11 protein-coding genes are annotated in these 13,760 nt (G+C 64.3%); 5 read left to right on the plus strand and 6 right to left on the minus strand.

Annotation, left to right across the window (positions count from 1 at the left end; genetic code table 11):
• Nucleotides 1-2: 2 nt before the first annotated feature.
• Nucleotides 3-812 carry an HAD family hydrolase gene (locus ACIQTZ_RS10685; RefSeq protein ID WP_402949878.1) on the minus strand — a complete coding sequence of 270 codons (810 nt, stop codon included), beginning with the start codon at nt 810-812 and terminating at the stop codon, nt 3-5.
• An 84-nt stretch (nt 813-896) separates the two neighbouring features.
• On the opposite strand from ACIQTZ_RS10685, the gene ACIQTZ_RS10690 reads away from it, so the two are divergent.
• Nucleotides 897-1,952, plus strand: a complete 1,056-nt coding sequence (locus ACIQTZ_RS10690) for a glutathione S-transferase family protein (RefSeq protein ID WP_402980271.1) — start codon at nt 897-899, stop codon at nt 1,950-1,952.
• Between the two features lie 4 nt (nt 1,953-1,956).
• On the opposite strand, the gene ACIQTZ_RS10695 is transcribed toward ACIQTZ_RS10690, so the two are convergent.
• Nucleotides 1,957-2,886, minus strand: coding sequence for a carbohydrate kinase (locus ACIQTZ_RS10695; RefSeq protein WP_402949872.1), 930 nt, complete (start codon nt 2,884-2,886; stop codon nt 1,957-1,959).
• 39 nt (nt 2,887-2,925) lie between these two features.
• The gene (locus ACIQTZ_RS10700) at nt 2,926-3,747 is read right to left on the minus strand and encodes an alpha/beta hydrolase (protein WP_402949869.1); all 822 of its coding nucleotides are present in this window, start codon (nt 3,745-3,747) and stop codon (nt 2,926-2,928) included.
• A 111-nt stretch (nt 3,748-3,858) separates the two neighbouring features.
• On the opposite strand from ACIQTZ_RS10700, the gene ACIQTZ_RS10705 reads away from it, so the two are divergent.
• The 3 genes from ACIQTZ_RS10705 (at nt 3,859) to ACIQTZ_RS10715 (ending at nt 7,620) form a co-directional block, all read left to right on the plus strand.
• Nucleotides 3,859-4,965, plus strand: a complete 1,107-nt coding sequence (locus ACIQTZ_RS10705) for a GTP pyrophosphokinase family protein (protein ID WP_402980274.1) — start codon at nt 3,859-3,861, stop codon at nt 4,963-4,965.
• Nucleotides 4,966-4,986: 21 nt separating this feature from the next.
• The gene (locus ACIQTZ_RS10710) at nt 4,987-6,483 is read left to right on the plus strand and encodes a SulP family inorganic anion transporter (protein ID WP_402980276.1); all 1,497 of its coding nucleotides are present in this window, start codon (nt 4,987-4,989) and stop codon (nt 6,481-6,483) included.
• Between the two features lie 150 nt (nt 6,484-6,633).
• Nucleotides 6,634-7,620 carry a bile acid:sodium symporter family protein gene (locus ACIQTZ_RS10715; protein ID WP_402980278.1) on the plus strand — a complete coding sequence of 329 codons (987 nt, stop codon included), beginning with the start codon at nt 6,634-6,636 and terminating at the stop codon, nt 7,618-7,620.
• Between the two features lie 167 nt (nt 7,621-7,787).
• On the opposite strand, the gene ACIQTZ_RS10720 is transcribed toward ACIQTZ_RS10715, so the two are convergent.
• Nucleotides 7,788-8,792, minus strand: coding sequence for a LacI family DNA-binding transcriptional regulator (locus ACIQTZ_RS10720; RefSeq protein WP_402980280.1), 1,005 nt, complete (start codon nt 8,790-8,792; stop codon nt 7,788-7,790).
• A gap of 129 nt (nt 8,793-8,921) precedes the next feature.
• Between ACIQTZ_RS10720 and ACIQTZ_RS10725 the strand changes: the two genes are divergently transcribed.
• Entirely contained in the window at nt 8,922-10,175 is a 1,254-nt protein-coding gene (locus tag ACIQTZ_RS10725; protein ID WP_402980282.1) for an FAD-binding protein, read from the plus strand.
• 163 nt (nt 10,176-10,338) lie between these two features.
• On the opposite strand, the gene ACIQTZ_RS10730 is transcribed toward ACIQTZ_RS10725, so the two are convergent.
• Nucleotides 10,339-12,102: an acetyl/propionyl/methylcrotonyl-CoA carboxylase subunit alpha gene (locus ACIQTZ_RS10730; protein WP_402980554.1), complete on the minus strand. Its 1,764-nt coding sequence runs from the start codon at nt 12,100-12,102 to the stop codon at nt 10,339-10,341.
• Nucleotides 12,103-12,109: 7 nt separating this feature from the next.
• The gene (locus ACIQTZ_RS10735) at nt 12,110-13,759 is read right to left on the minus strand and encodes a 5-oxoprolinase/urea amidolyase family protein (protein WP_402980557.1); all 1,650 of its coding nucleotides are present in this window, start codon (nt 13,757-13,759) and stop codon (nt 12,110-12,112) included.
• Nucleotide 13,760: the final 1 nt, after the last annotated feature.

A 13,760-nucleotide genomic window follows, 5' to 3' on the forward strand; every position in this document is an offset into this window, starting at 1 on the left:
CTTTAGACGGTCTGCCCGGTCAGCTTCGCCTCGAGGATCTGGGCCACTCCGTCATCATCGAAATGCGGAGCCTGCTGCCCGGCCGCGAGGATGGCCTCGGGGTGCCCACTGGCCATGGCATACCCGTGGCCGGCCCAACGGAGCATCTCGATGTCATTGGGCATATCCCCGAAAGCAACCACGTCCGCAGCCTCGATCCCCAGCGACTCCGCGTACTTCGCCAACGTGACGGCCTTGTTGATGCCGGGCACCGACATTTCCAGCAGGGCAGTCCGCGGCGCCGAGTGGGTGGTGGACACCAGGTGGGAGACAGCCGGAGCCACTTCGGCCAGGAACTCATCCGGCGTGCCATTGCGGGTAATCGCCAGGAACTTCACGACGGCGTCGTCCGCAGTGAGCGTCTGGTACAGCGGTGCGGGGGTAAATTCGGCGAGCAGCTCGCTGGTTTCGTTTTCGATGAAGCCCGGCTCGAGGTGGAATCCGAAGAGCGTCTCGGCGCCGAACAAGGCATCTGGACGGATCGACTTGATGATGCGGCGTGCTTCGAGGACGGACGCCAGATCCAGGCCGGTGGACGAGATCGGCTTCTCTGTTGCAAGGTCCCACACCACGGCGCCGTTGGAACAAATGACGATCCCGCTGTGCCCCAACTGTTCCTGGAGCGGGTACAACCACCGCGGCGGCCTGCCCGTGACGAACACGAGTTCCACCCCGGCATCGCGGCAGTCCTGGAACGCCTTGATGGTCCTGGCGCTGATTTTTCCGTCATGGCCGAGGATGGTTCCGTCTATGTCACTTGCTACGAGCCGCATGATGCCAGTCTACGTGGGTGGTATCGGAGCGGGTTCGGGCGCAGGCCCTCGCGGCCCGCAGGGAGTCCGCCATAGTGTGGGTCCATGAGTGAAAAGACGAAGGAAGAGCACAGCACCAAAGGCGCATACGTTACAGGCGGAGAATTCAACCGGGACACCAACTACATCGAAGACCGCATCACTCGCAATGGAACTCCGGGACCGAACGGTGAACCCGGATGGGCCGTGGAGCCCGGACGTTACAGGCTCATCGCGGCGCGGGCGTGTCCGTGGGCCAACCGTTCCGTCATTGTCCGGCGGCTGTTGGGCCTCGAGGACGCCATCAGCCTCGGCCAGCCCGGACCTACCCACGACGCCCGGTCATGGACCTTTGACCTGGACCAGGACGGCAAGGATCCCGTCCTGGGAATCGAACGCCTGCAGGAGGCCTACTTCCAGCGCTTCCCGGACTATCCCCGCGGAATCACGGTTCCAGCCCTGGTGGATATTCCCAGTGGAGCAGTGGTCACCAACAATTACCCGCAGATCACCCTGGATTTCTCCACGGAGTGGACGGAGTTCCATCGGCCGGGTGCTCCGGAACTGTACCCGGAGCACCTTCGCGCCGAGATCGACGAGGTCAACAAGCGCGTCTTTACCGAGGTCAACAACGGCGTGTACCGCTGTGGTTTCGCAGGTTCGCAGGAGGCCTATGACGCTGCCTACTCCCGCCTCTGGACTGCCATGGACTGGCTTGAGGAACGGCTCTCAGCCCAACGGTTCCTGGTTGGCGAGACCATCACCGAGGCGGACGTCCGGCTGTTCACCACGCTGGCCCGCTTTGACGCGGTGTACCACGGCCATTTCAAGTGCAACCGGAACAAGCTCACCGAAATGCCAGCGCTCTGGGCCTACGCAAGGGACTTGTTCCAGACGCCCGGGTTCGGGGACACCATCGACTTCGTGCAGATCAAGAAGCACTACTACGTGGTCCACGAGGACATCAATCCCACACAGATCATCCCTGCCGGCCCGGACCTGTCAGGATGGCTGACTCCGCATGGCCGCGAGTCGATGGACGGCCGGCCTTTCGGCGACGGAACACCTCCCGGACCGGTCAAGACCGGAGAGGAAGTGGCACCCGGTCACGGAGCCCACTGACGTTCTAACCGTGGTTGAGTTCAGCCCTCGACGGCGGATTGGCTCCGGGGCGTGACACCGTGACGGCCGCTGCCCTCGCTGCGTGCTGCATGATCGCAGCCAAAGTCTCGGCCGGCATGGCCCGCAATTCCTCCCTGTTCTGCGCGCCGTCCAGTCCCCGGTCCACGATCGCGGAGAGGAGCCCCGCCATGAAGGAATCCCCGGCACCCACTGTGTCCACTACATCGACCTTGGGTGCGGGAACCTCGGCCTCGCCTGCCTTGGTAATGCCCCAGGGACCTTTGACGCCGCGAGTCACCACCACCAGCGCAGGCCCCTCACTTCCACCCAAGGACAGCCAACGACGCGCCGATTCCAAAGGATCCACACCGGGATACAGCCACTCCAGGTCCTCGTCGGAGGCTTTGACGACGTCGGCCAGGACAACAAAGCGTTCGGCCTGCGTCCGCGCATATTCCTGATCGGTAATGATGGACGGGCGGCAGTTCGGATCGAAACTGATGGTACTGCTCGGATGGGCATGCTCGACGGCGGCCAGCACCTCGGCAGCTCCAGGCTCCAAGGCGGTGGCAATCGAACCCGTATGCAGCAAAGTGGCGCCCTGCAGCATGAGCGGCAACCGGGCGCTGAGTCCGGGCAATTCCCAGGCGAGATCGAAGGTGTAGGTGGCGGCGCCGTCGTCGTCGATCAGGGCGGTGGCCACGCTGGTTGGTTTGTTGTCCGGCGGAATCGGCACCATCACTGAACTGGACCGTAAGTGGGCGCCGACGGAATCGCCGTAGGCGTCCTGGCCGAACCGTCCCAGGAACTGCACGGGGTGGTCCAGCCGCGCCAGGCCCACGGCAACGTTGAGCGGGCTCCCGCCAACATGCGCTTCGATCCCGGTGGGGCGCTGGACGACGTCAACAAGGGCCTCGCCAATCACAGTCAGCATGGGATTACTCTGCCAGAGCAGACCCGCCGCGACCAGCACTCAGGAGAGGAGCCTCTGAATGAGTTCGCGGCACTTCTTGTACGCCACAGCCTTGGGGTCGATGAGATCGAAGTGGTCTCCCGGGACCCTCAAAAGCTGGGCAGCCCCGCCGGAAGCGTTGCTCGCCGCGACGTAGGCCTCCGACTGGCTGGCCGGGACGTCCTCATCTTCCATGGCGTGAACGGCATATACCGGAACATCGATGGGCAGCGATGTCATGGGGTCTGCATATTTATGCCGTTTCGGGTATCTGGCTGAGTCACCACCCATGAGGTTGCAGACCGCTCCGTTGCTGAGGTTCAGGCGCTCAGCGGCCGCCAGGTTCAGCAGACCGGACTGGCTGACCACGCCCGTCAGGTGCACGGCGTTCTCCTCCGGTCCCCGCACAAGTTGGCGGTCGGCGTCGGGATTACCCATCGACGAAAGCCGTTCGCGCCCGGCGGCCCACACTGCCAAGTGGCCACCCGCGGAGTGCCCCAAGGCCACCACTTTGCCCAACTGCAATTCGTGGTCGCCGGCAATCTCGGCCAGGTGGTCAATGCCGGCCAGGATGTCTTCGAAGGTATGGGGCCAACCACCCCCGTTGCCGGCCCTGCGGTATTCAAGGTTCCAAGCGGTAATTCCATGGGCCGCCAGGTCACGGGCCAGGGGCTCGCCCAGCTCGGCACCGTACTGTGAGCGCCAGTATCCGCCATGGATAACCACCGCCACGCCGCCGGAAATCGACGCCGGACCACGATGGTTTCCGTTGCTTGGTTCAGGTATGAAGAGTTCGCCCCACTGACTGGGGTGTTCGCCGTAGCTGTACTTGTGCCGCAACATTGCGCCCTCCTTTGTACCGAGCCTATCGCGAGGTTCCGCTGGTTTGGCTAGATGCATTTAGACGGCGGAGTGTCCGGCTTCGGTGTCGGACCTGCACCGTAAGCTGGGGGCATGGCAAGCAACTGGGACAGCCTGGATCCGGATCAGCGCAAAGCGGTAGAGGCGAACGTAGCACTCTACGAGCGGGTCCGCCCTGCCCTCAAGCGGGTTACCCGGGATGTTTTGCTGACGTTGCGGGACATGCTTAACGACGCAGAAGTGACGCCTTTGTTCGTCACCGGACGCACCAAAACCGTGGATTCGTTCCGCGAAAAGATCTCGCGCACGGATGATCCCATCGAGCCCGGCGGCCCGCGTGTCCTCAAATTTCCAGACCCCTTCCGGACCCTGAATGACATGGTGGGAATCCGCGTCATCACCAAGCTCCCTGCCGAGAATGCCGCGGTGGCCAACATCATCAAGCGCCAGCGCCAACTCTTCGACTGCCGCGGGGACCGGGAGAAGGACATCGGCTCCATCGAATCCGGAACCTACGGCTACTCCAGCCGGCACCTCATTCTGCGCACCATCCAGAACGAGACCGTGAAGGAGTACCAACAGGTCTTCAACCCTGACCTCCCGGCCAACGGCAGCTACTTCTTTGAGTGCCAGATCCGTACGGTCTTCGCCCACGCCTGGAGCGAGATCGAGCACGACATCCGCTTCAAGGCCGAGGATCCCCGTGCATGGACTCCGCACTTCGACCGGCAGTTCACAGCCACGGCCGCGATGCTGGAGACCGTGGAAAGCGCATTTGCCGATCTCCACGAGCGCTATGAAGAAGTCCGGGGCTACTGGGACCTGGAAGGCGAAGGTGGCTCGCCGCTCACTCCCAACCGCGTTCGTGACGTTTGGCGTACCCTGCTTCCCCACGTTGACCGTAAAGTAGATGATGACTGGGGATGGGCAGCCGAACTCCTCGCGGCCCACGGACTGACCAAGACCGTGGAACTTGCCGGACTGCTCAGTGCCAACCGGATCACCGAGGTCCGCAAGGCCCTGGACCACCGCTACTCCCCCGGCCCCGACCGCCTCCTGGACGACCTCCTGCTGTGGCAGTACGGAACCGAACACATTGTTCTCACTGCCGAGGCACCCGACGTCGTTCCGCACCCGCGGCGCGACAGCCTCCAGCGGCGCCTTAAGCAGATTGAGCGATACCGCCAGACTGCCCTGTAACAGGCTGCACTTTAAGGACCCATGACTCCCGAGCAACTCATGTCACTGCGGGTGACCTTCCGTTCACCCCGCCGCCTCCTGACGGAATCCCTTGCCGGACTCGTGGTTGCTTTGGCGCTCATCCCGGAGGCCATCGCGTTCTCGGTGATCGCCGGAGTGGATCCCCGCATCGGCTTGTTTGCTTCCTTCACCATGGGCGTGGTGACGGCCATTGTGGGCGGGCGTCCTGCAATGATTTCGGCGGCGACCGGCGCCGTCGCGTTGGTGATCGCTCCGGTCATGAAGGAACACGGCCTCGACTACCTGATTGCCACGATTATCCTGGCCGGAGTCTTCCAGATCATCCTCGCCGCCCTCGGTGTGACCCGGCTTATGCGGTTCATTCCTCGCTCCGTGATGATCGGCTTCGTCAACGCGCTGGCCATCCTGGTGTTCATGTCGCAGATGCCGGAGCTCTTCAACGTTCCGTGGATGGTCTATCCGATCGTTGCCGTCGGCCTGGCCATCGTGTTTTTCTTGCCGCGGTTAGCCAAGGCTGTTCCGGCTCCGTTGGTGGCGATTGTGCTGATCACCCTGGTCACGGTGTTGGGTGGCATCGATGTGCCCACCGTCAGCGACAAGGGCGAACTGCCCCACAGCCTGCCCGGTTTCTTCTTGCCCCATGTGCCGCTGAACCTGGAGACCTTCCAGATCATCGCGCCCTTCTCCCTCTCCATGGCGCTTGTTGGGCTGTTGGAATCCCTCATGACCGCCAAACTCGTGGACGACATCACGGATACCCGCTCCAACAAGACGCGGGTTTCCTGGGGCCAGGGTGCCGCGAATATCGTCACCGGTTTCCTGGGCGGCCTGGGCGGTTGCGCAGTGATTGGGCAGACCATGATCAACGTCAAGGGGTCTGGCGCACGGAGTCGTCTCTCGACCTTCCTGGCCGGCGTGTTCCTGCTCATCCTGGTTTTGGTGCTGGGCGACGTGGTGGGCATGATCCCCATGGCAGCCCTGGTTGCCGTCATGATCTTCGTTTCCCTGATTACCTTCGACTGGCACTCCATCCGGCCGTCCACCTTGAAGCGCCTGCCCAAGTCCGAGACGGCGGTCATGGTGCTCACTGTTGCCGCAGTGGTGGCGACGCACAACCTCGCGGTGGGTGTCGGCGTCGGGGTTTTGACGGCGAGCGTGCTGTTCGCGCGGCGGGTGGCGCACTTCGCCACCGTGGAGCGGACCGAACTGGAGCTGAACGGCGAAACCGTGGCGACGTACACCGTGAACGGAGAGCTCTTCTTTGCGTCCTCCAACGATCTCTACACGCAGTTCGACTACGCGAAAGATTCCGCAGAAGGCATAGATCGCGTGGTCATCGACCTGCACGCCTCCCATCTCTGGGACGCGTCCACCATTGCCGTGCTGGATTCCGTCACCGAGAAGTACCGGAATCATGGCCGCGAGGTGGAGTTCATCGGTCTCAACGAGGCCAGCATCCGCATGCGTGAACGCCTGGCGGGCAAACTCAACTCCTAACCCATCTGAGTCGCAATAGTGCGCGTTTTGGACGTTCAAAACGCGCACTAATGCGACCCAGTTGGGCGGGGATGACGGATGTCTGACATATACGGCTCGCTGCAAGTAACGAACTCGCCCTCTCCGACCCGCGGGTGTGAGCATGGATGAATGCTTGAGGCAACGAATTCTCCCTCCGAAACCACCACGCCGGCCAACGCAGCCCTCGCCGCAGAGGCCAAGATCGCGCGCATCGCGGTCACGATCTTCCCGATCCTGGTGGTAGTTGCCGGCGTTCTTGGCTTCCTTCTTCCGGACCTGTTCAAGCCCCTCGGCGTCAGCGTTCCCTACCTCCTGGGCGTCATCATGTTCTGCATGGGCCTCACCCTGACGCCGCCGGACTTCGCTTCCGTGGCGCGCCGGCCGTGGGCTGTGGCGTTGGGAATCGTTGCGCACTACGTGATCATGCCCGGCGCCGGCTGGCTCATCGCCGTCTTGCTCCAACTGCCGCCTGAGCTCGCAGTGGGCCTGATCCTGGTGGGATGCGCTCCGTCCGGAACAGCGTCCAACGTCATGGCGTTCCTGGCCAAGGGTGACGTGGCACTGTCCGTTGCGGTTGCTTCGGTGTCCACCTTGATCGCACCACTGGTTACCCCGGCACTCACCCTGCTCCTGGCCGGATCCTTCCTCCACATCGACGCCGGCGCCATGGTTCTGGACATCGTCAAGACCGTCTTGCTTCCCGTCATCGCCGGCCTCGTGGCCCGCCTCTTCCTGTCCAAGCTGGTGGCGAAGGTCCTTCCCGCCCTTCCGTGGGCGTCCGCCGTCGTGATTTCACTGATCGTTGCGATCGTGGTGGCCGGCAGCGCAAGCAAGATCGTCGCCGCAGGCGGAATCGTGTTCCTGGCAGTGGTGCTGCACAACGGCTTTGGGCTGGGCCTCGGCTACCTTGCAGGCAAGCTCGGCCGCCTGGACGACAAGGCCCGCCGTGCCCTGGCTTTCGAGGTTGGCATGCAGAACTCAGGCCTGGCCGCGACCCTCGCTACGGCACACTTCAGCCCACTTGCGGCATTGCCTTCTGCGGTGTTCTCCCTGTGGCACAACATCTCCGGGGCGATCGTGGCCGCGTGGCTGGCTCGTCGCCCGCTGAAGGGCTAACGCCCCTTCCACTGGGCGGGCCGCCACGACCCACATTGGCCGGACTGCCTCGGCGGCACGCCGCAGTAACCCGCGAAGTGGGAGAGAGCGGCGCTCAAAGTAGGTGGCGGCGGCACAGGCTCCCCAGCGGGGCAGGCGCAGCGCCACCCAAGTACGGCAGCAGATGGCTAGCCGAGCGTAGTACCGCGGCGGTGCAGCTTCCAAGGGCTCGCCACGCGGACACCCGCTGCGGGGGCTTTCCCGGCCAAACGATCCAGCAGCATACGCACCACCTGTTCGAAGATCGGTTCCGGGCCGACGGTGGTGAGGGGTGGATCGAAGTCCTGGCCCTCAGTCGAATTGCCCACTCCAACAATCTGGACATCTTCCGGGACCCTGAGCCCCAGGCGGTAGGCCGCGCGAATCGCCTGCAAGGCTTCCATGTCGTCGGTGCAGAAAATGGCGGTGGGCCGGTCCGGCAATTGGAGCAGCTCAAGCGCGGATTGGTAGGCAATCGGCGGCCGGTGCTGCGATGTCCGCACCAGCGATTCATCCAGACGGATTCCAGCCCTCTCGAGCCCGGCAGCATACGCGGTGAAGCGGCTCTTGGGGCGGCCTTCAGGTTCAGCCCTGCGAATGCACCCGATCCGGCGGTGCTCTGCGGTGAGGAACTCAATGCACTCCTGCAAGCCGGCGTCCTGCTCGGGAGCCAGGACATCGAATCCATCCGGCTTCAGGCTTCCGGAAATGATCACTTGGGCCACACCGCGCCTGGCAAGCTCACTGACGGTCTGGTCCGATTCGCGAGCCTCCGGAAAGAAGCCGATGATGACACCGTCGGCGCCACCTGACATGACGAACCTCCGCCAATCGTCACCGAGCAGGATCACGGGCTGGAAGCCGTGGTCCGGGAGGATCCTCGCAGCAGCGGTGGCAAGGGCGCGGTCCCACGGCCAGTCAAGGTTTCCAATGGCAACAGCCACCACGTCCGTCTTTCCGCGGCGCATTCCGCGGGCAGCTTGGTTGGGCACGTAGCCCAAATCCTTGACGGCAGCGAGGACCCTCTCTTGCGTGGGCTGGCTGATCCGGGTGGTTCCGCCGTGCCGGCCGGAAAGGACATAGGAAACCGTGGTCAAGGAAACGTTCGCGGCGGTGGCCACATCCCGGATGGTGGGCTTGGATGCCTTGCTCACGTGCTGCTCCTGATCAACGGACGAATTTCTTGAACTCTATCCGCCCCAGCGCGGACGTACCTTGACGCGCATTGTTGTGAGCGCTAACAATCAGAACTAAACACATCAGCAACATGGGAAGATCAGTCGATGAAGAACTGGGCAGGGAACCTCGAGTACTCCTCCGCGAATGTCTACCAACCCACCTCCGTCCAGGAGGTCCAGCAACTTGTGGCCGACGCCACCCGGGTCAAGGCGCTGGGCTCGCGTCACTCCTTCAACCGCGTTGCCGATACTGAGGGCACCCACATCCTGCTGGACGCCCTCCCCCAGGACATCGCTCTCTCAGCGGACAAGACCACGGTGAAGGTGGGCGGCGGCATCAGCTACGGTGCCCTGTGCAGGGCTCTGGAAGAGAGCGGCTACGCCATCCATAACCTCGCTTCGCTGCCGCACATCTCCGTCGCGGGTGCTATCCAAACCGGCACCCATGGCAGCGGAGTCAACAACGCCTCCCTGGCTGCCGCCGTCGTGGGTATCGACCTGGTGCGCCCCTCGGGCGAGCTGGTGACACTCACCCGGGACGACGACGAATTCCTCGCCAGCGTGGTGGGGCTCGGTGCCCTGGGAATTGTCACAGGACTGGAGTTGGCAATCCAGCCCAGTTTCGAGATGCGTCAGCGCGTCCTCACCAACCTGCCGTGGGACCGGGCCCTGGCTGACTTTGAGGCGATTGCGTCGAGCGCGTACAGCGTCAGTTTCTTCACGGATTACACCGGCGACGCGATCCCCCAGGTCTGGTTCAAGGCGCTCGACTCCGAGCCTGCCCTGCCGGACCTCTTCGGAGCGACCGCTGCCGCAGCAGCGCTGCATCCGTTGCCGGGGATGTCGGCCGAGAACTGCACCGTCCAACTGGATGAACCGGGTAAGTGGCTGGACCGGCTTCCGCACTTCCGGCACGAGTTCACCCCGAGCAACGGCGAAGAGTTGCAGAGCGAGTTCATCCTGCCGCTGCGTGAAGCTCCAGCCGCACTCGAAGCGGTCCGCGCTCTCTCCGGGAAGCTCTCGCCGCTGCTCTTCATCTCGGAAATCCGCACAATCGCCGCCGACGAGTTCTGGCTCAGCCCGTTCCACCGGCAGCAAAGCGTCGCGCTCCACTTCACCTGGAAGCCGCTGCAGGACGAGGTGGAGGCCGTTCTGCCCGAACTCGAATCGGCGTTGGCACCCTTCGGATCGCGTCCGCACTGGGGCAAACTTTTCACGCCGGGCTTGTACAACTTCGCTGCCCTCTACCCGCGTTTTGACGACTTCCGGGTCCTCGTCCACGCCAACGACCCTTCCGGCAAGTTCCGGAACGGGCTGCTGGACAGCGTCCTCGGCGTTCCTGCCCCGGCAGGCAACTAAAGCACGACGGCGGTCCCGTCGCCTTGCGCTGCTCGCGGCAACCCGCGGGTTGCCCGCTCTTCCGTTGCCCGGCAACGAGGGAACGCAGACGTCCGACGGCGGCACCCGTCGCCCTGCGCTGCTCGGCGCCCGCGGCTTGCGGCGACTGGATGACGTTGAAGTGCTACTCGATGTGAGCCAAGACTGCGCCGGTGGTAACCACTCCCCCGGGTGCTGACAGCACTTCCGTGAGCTTCCCCGCCCGGTGCGCAGGGACCTGGGTTTCCATCTTCATGGCTTCGAGCACCACCAACGGATCCCCTGCGGCAACCTCGGCTCCGGGTTCAACGAGCCACTTGACCACGGTGCCGGACATTGCGGCCACGAGGGCTGAGTCGGCAGGTGATGCCACACCGTTGGTGACAGAACCCGGCGTATCGGTCAGGCCGGAGACAGGCGGCAGGCCCTGCCCTGAGCGTGCCCAGCCGTCCAGGAGGTCCGCCGGCAACCCAACGGCCAAGCGCTTTCCGTCGACGTCCACGGTGATGGTCCGCCGCTCACCGGACGGAGCCGCCGCACTGTATTCGGGGTCAACAGGGATCTGGTCCGCGAAGTCCGTCTCGATCCAGCGGGTATGAACGCGCAGCCCTTCCGAAGACGTGAAGTCCTCCGATTCCAGGACAGCCCGGTGGAACGGCAGCACTGTTGCCAAGCCGGCAATGTTCATTTCTGCCAGAGCCCGGCGCGCCCGGCGCAGGGCTTGCTGCCGGTCAACCCCGGTCACGACCAATTTGGCGAGCAGGGAGTCGAACTGAGGAGCCACGATCGAGCCTGCACGGACGCCCGAATCCAAGCGGATGCCGGGGCCGGTGGGCGCCACCACCGAGTCAACGGTTCCTGGCGACGGAAGGAAACCGCGGCCTACGTCCTCGGCGTTGATGCGGAACTCGAAGGAGTGACCCTGTGCCGCGGGGTCCTCGGTGATGCTCAGGGGCAGCCCGGCGGCTATGCGGAACTGCTCCTGCACCAAGTCGACTCCCGCAGTCTCCTCGGTGATGGGGTGCTCCACCTGCAGTCGGGTGTTGACCTCAAGGAAGGCCACGGCCCCGTTGGCTGAGACAAGGAATTCGACAGTGCCCGCACCGTAATACCCGGCCTCGCGAACGATCGCCTTGGCTCCGTCGTAAATCTGCTGCCGTTGGGATTCGCTGAGGAACGGCGCAGGAGCTTCCTCAACAAGCTTCTGGTGGCGGCGCTGCAACGAGCAGTCCCGGGTTCCAACCACAACGACGTTGCCGTGTTTGTCCGCAATGACCTGCGCTTCCACGTGCCGGGGACGGTCCAGGTATTGCTCAACAAAGCACTCGCCCCGCCCAAAGGCCACCACGGCTTCACGGACTGCGGAATCGAACGCTTCCTCCACTTCGGCGAGCTCGCGGACCACCTTGAGGCCACGACCGCCACCGCCGAAGGCTGCCTTGATAGCAAGGGGCAATCCATGCTGCTCGGCGAAAGCCCTGGCTTCGGCCGAAGACTCCACAGGCCCCTCACTGCCGGCCACGAGTGGGGCACCGGCCCGCACGGCGATCTCACGAGCTGTGATTTTGTTGCCCAACTGGCGGATCGACTCCGGCGACGGACCGATCCACTCCAGTCCGGCGTCGAGCACTGCCTGGGCGAAGTCCGCATTCTCGGAAAGGAATCCGTACCCCGGGTGGACGGCGTCCGCGCCGGACCGGGAAGCAACGTCGAGCAGTTTGCCGATGTTCAAGTAGGTGTCAGCCGGGCTGTTTCCGCCCAGGCTGAAGGCTTCGTCGGCAACTGCCACGTGCATGGCGTCCGCGTCGATGTCTGCGTAAACGGCTACCGAGGAGATTCCGGCATCATCGCAGGCTCGGGCGACGCGGACGGCGATCTCGCCGCGGTTCGCAATCAGGACCTTGCGCATCAAGTACTCACTTTTCTGGGATCGGGGTGAAGTCTGGGGAATCGGGGACGAAGCGGAAGCGGATCCGTCCGCCGATGGGGACCTGTGCGGCAAGGTCCAAGTGCTCGTCGCGCACCACGCCAATCACGGGATACCCACCGGTGATCGGGTGGTCGGCCAGGAACAGGACCGGAAGCCCGGCGGGCGGAATCTGAAGGGCACCAGCCATGGTGCCCTCGCTGGGGAGCTCACCTTCACGGTTCCGCTCGAGGGGCGTGCCGTCCAGTCGCATTCCCACACGGTTCGACTGCGGCGTGACCACCCATTCCTGGCCGGTCAGTGATTCAAGGGCAGCCTGATCGAACCAATCGGCGCGCGGGCCTGCGACCACATCAAGGACAGTGACGCCCTGGCCGGGGAATTCGGGCTGGAGCTCGGGGCTGCCGACTGCCGTGGACACCGTCTCCGTTCCCACCTGCAGTATTTGCCTGGGCACAAGGGGCGCGGGCCCAATGCCGGACATAGTGTCCGCTGAACGGCTGCCGAGTACCACTGGCGCGTCGATTCCGCCACGGAGTGCCAGATAGTTCCGGAAGCCGGACGCGGGTGCGCCGAGGGTGAGCACTTCACCGTCGAGCAGCGCGAAAGGCGTGGTCATGGGTACCGAACGTGTGGCGCCTGGCTCCTCGCCGCCGTCGGGCCCTTCCGTATCAGCCCACGACGGCGACTGGACAGTCAGCGTTGTAGGCGCACCTGTCACGGCAATCACCTGGTCGCCGACGGCCTCGACGGTGAGCCCGCCTCCGACGGATTCGATGGCAGCGGACGTCGACGCGTTCCCCACCAGGCGGTTAGCGCGGCGGAGGGACGCGCGATCCAGGGCGCCGGCGGCGGACACTCCCAGGGGGCCGTAGCCTCGGCGGCCGAGGTCCTCAATGAGGCTCTGCGCTCCGGGGCTGAGGATCCTCAGACCGGCAGCCGCGTGGTGTTCAGCGTCGGACTCGGAGTCATGCGAGGAGGCGGTGACCACTTCACGGACAGCACGGTACTGGACCCTGTCGCCAGGCCGAACCAGCGCCGGTTGGGCGCGGTCCAAATCCCACATCCGGGCACCCGTGCGACCGATGAGCTGCCAGCCTCCAGGCGAACGCCGCGGATAAACGGCCGAGTACTGCCCGCCCAAGGCCACCGAACCGGCGGGGACGGCGGTACGTGGCGAGGCCCTGCGCGGAACGGTCAATGACTGGTTTTCTCCCACCATGTAGCCAAAGCCGGGAGCGAAGCCGGCAAAGGCGACGGTCCAGATCTGGCCGGTATGGGAAGCAATCACGCCGTCCATGCTGAGGCCGGTAAGCTCCGCGACATCGGCGAGGTCTTCGCCGTCGTAAACGGTCTCGATGACCACCAGTCGGGAATCCGTATCCTCCGGTGTCGTGAGCTCCAGCTCCAGCAGCCGCTCCCCGATGGCCCGGGTTGCGGACGCTGATTCGCCCACCACCATGACCGTCTCGGCAGCAGCCAGTACGTCAACCTGCCCCGGAAGCGGAGACTTGTTGAGCATGGCCTGCAAGGCAAGCACGTCCGGGAGTCCGTCCAATTCGGCGAGGACTGCTCGCGTGCCCACGGGCCTCACGGAGCGGACCTTCTTGGTGGTTGCGGTTTCCATCACGGTATCCATC

Origin of the sequence: Paenarthrobacter sp. NPDC090520 (assembly GCF_044769205.1) — a bacterium.
GTDB lineage: Bacteria > Actinomycetota > Actinomycetes > Actinomycetales > Micrococcaceae > Arthrobacter.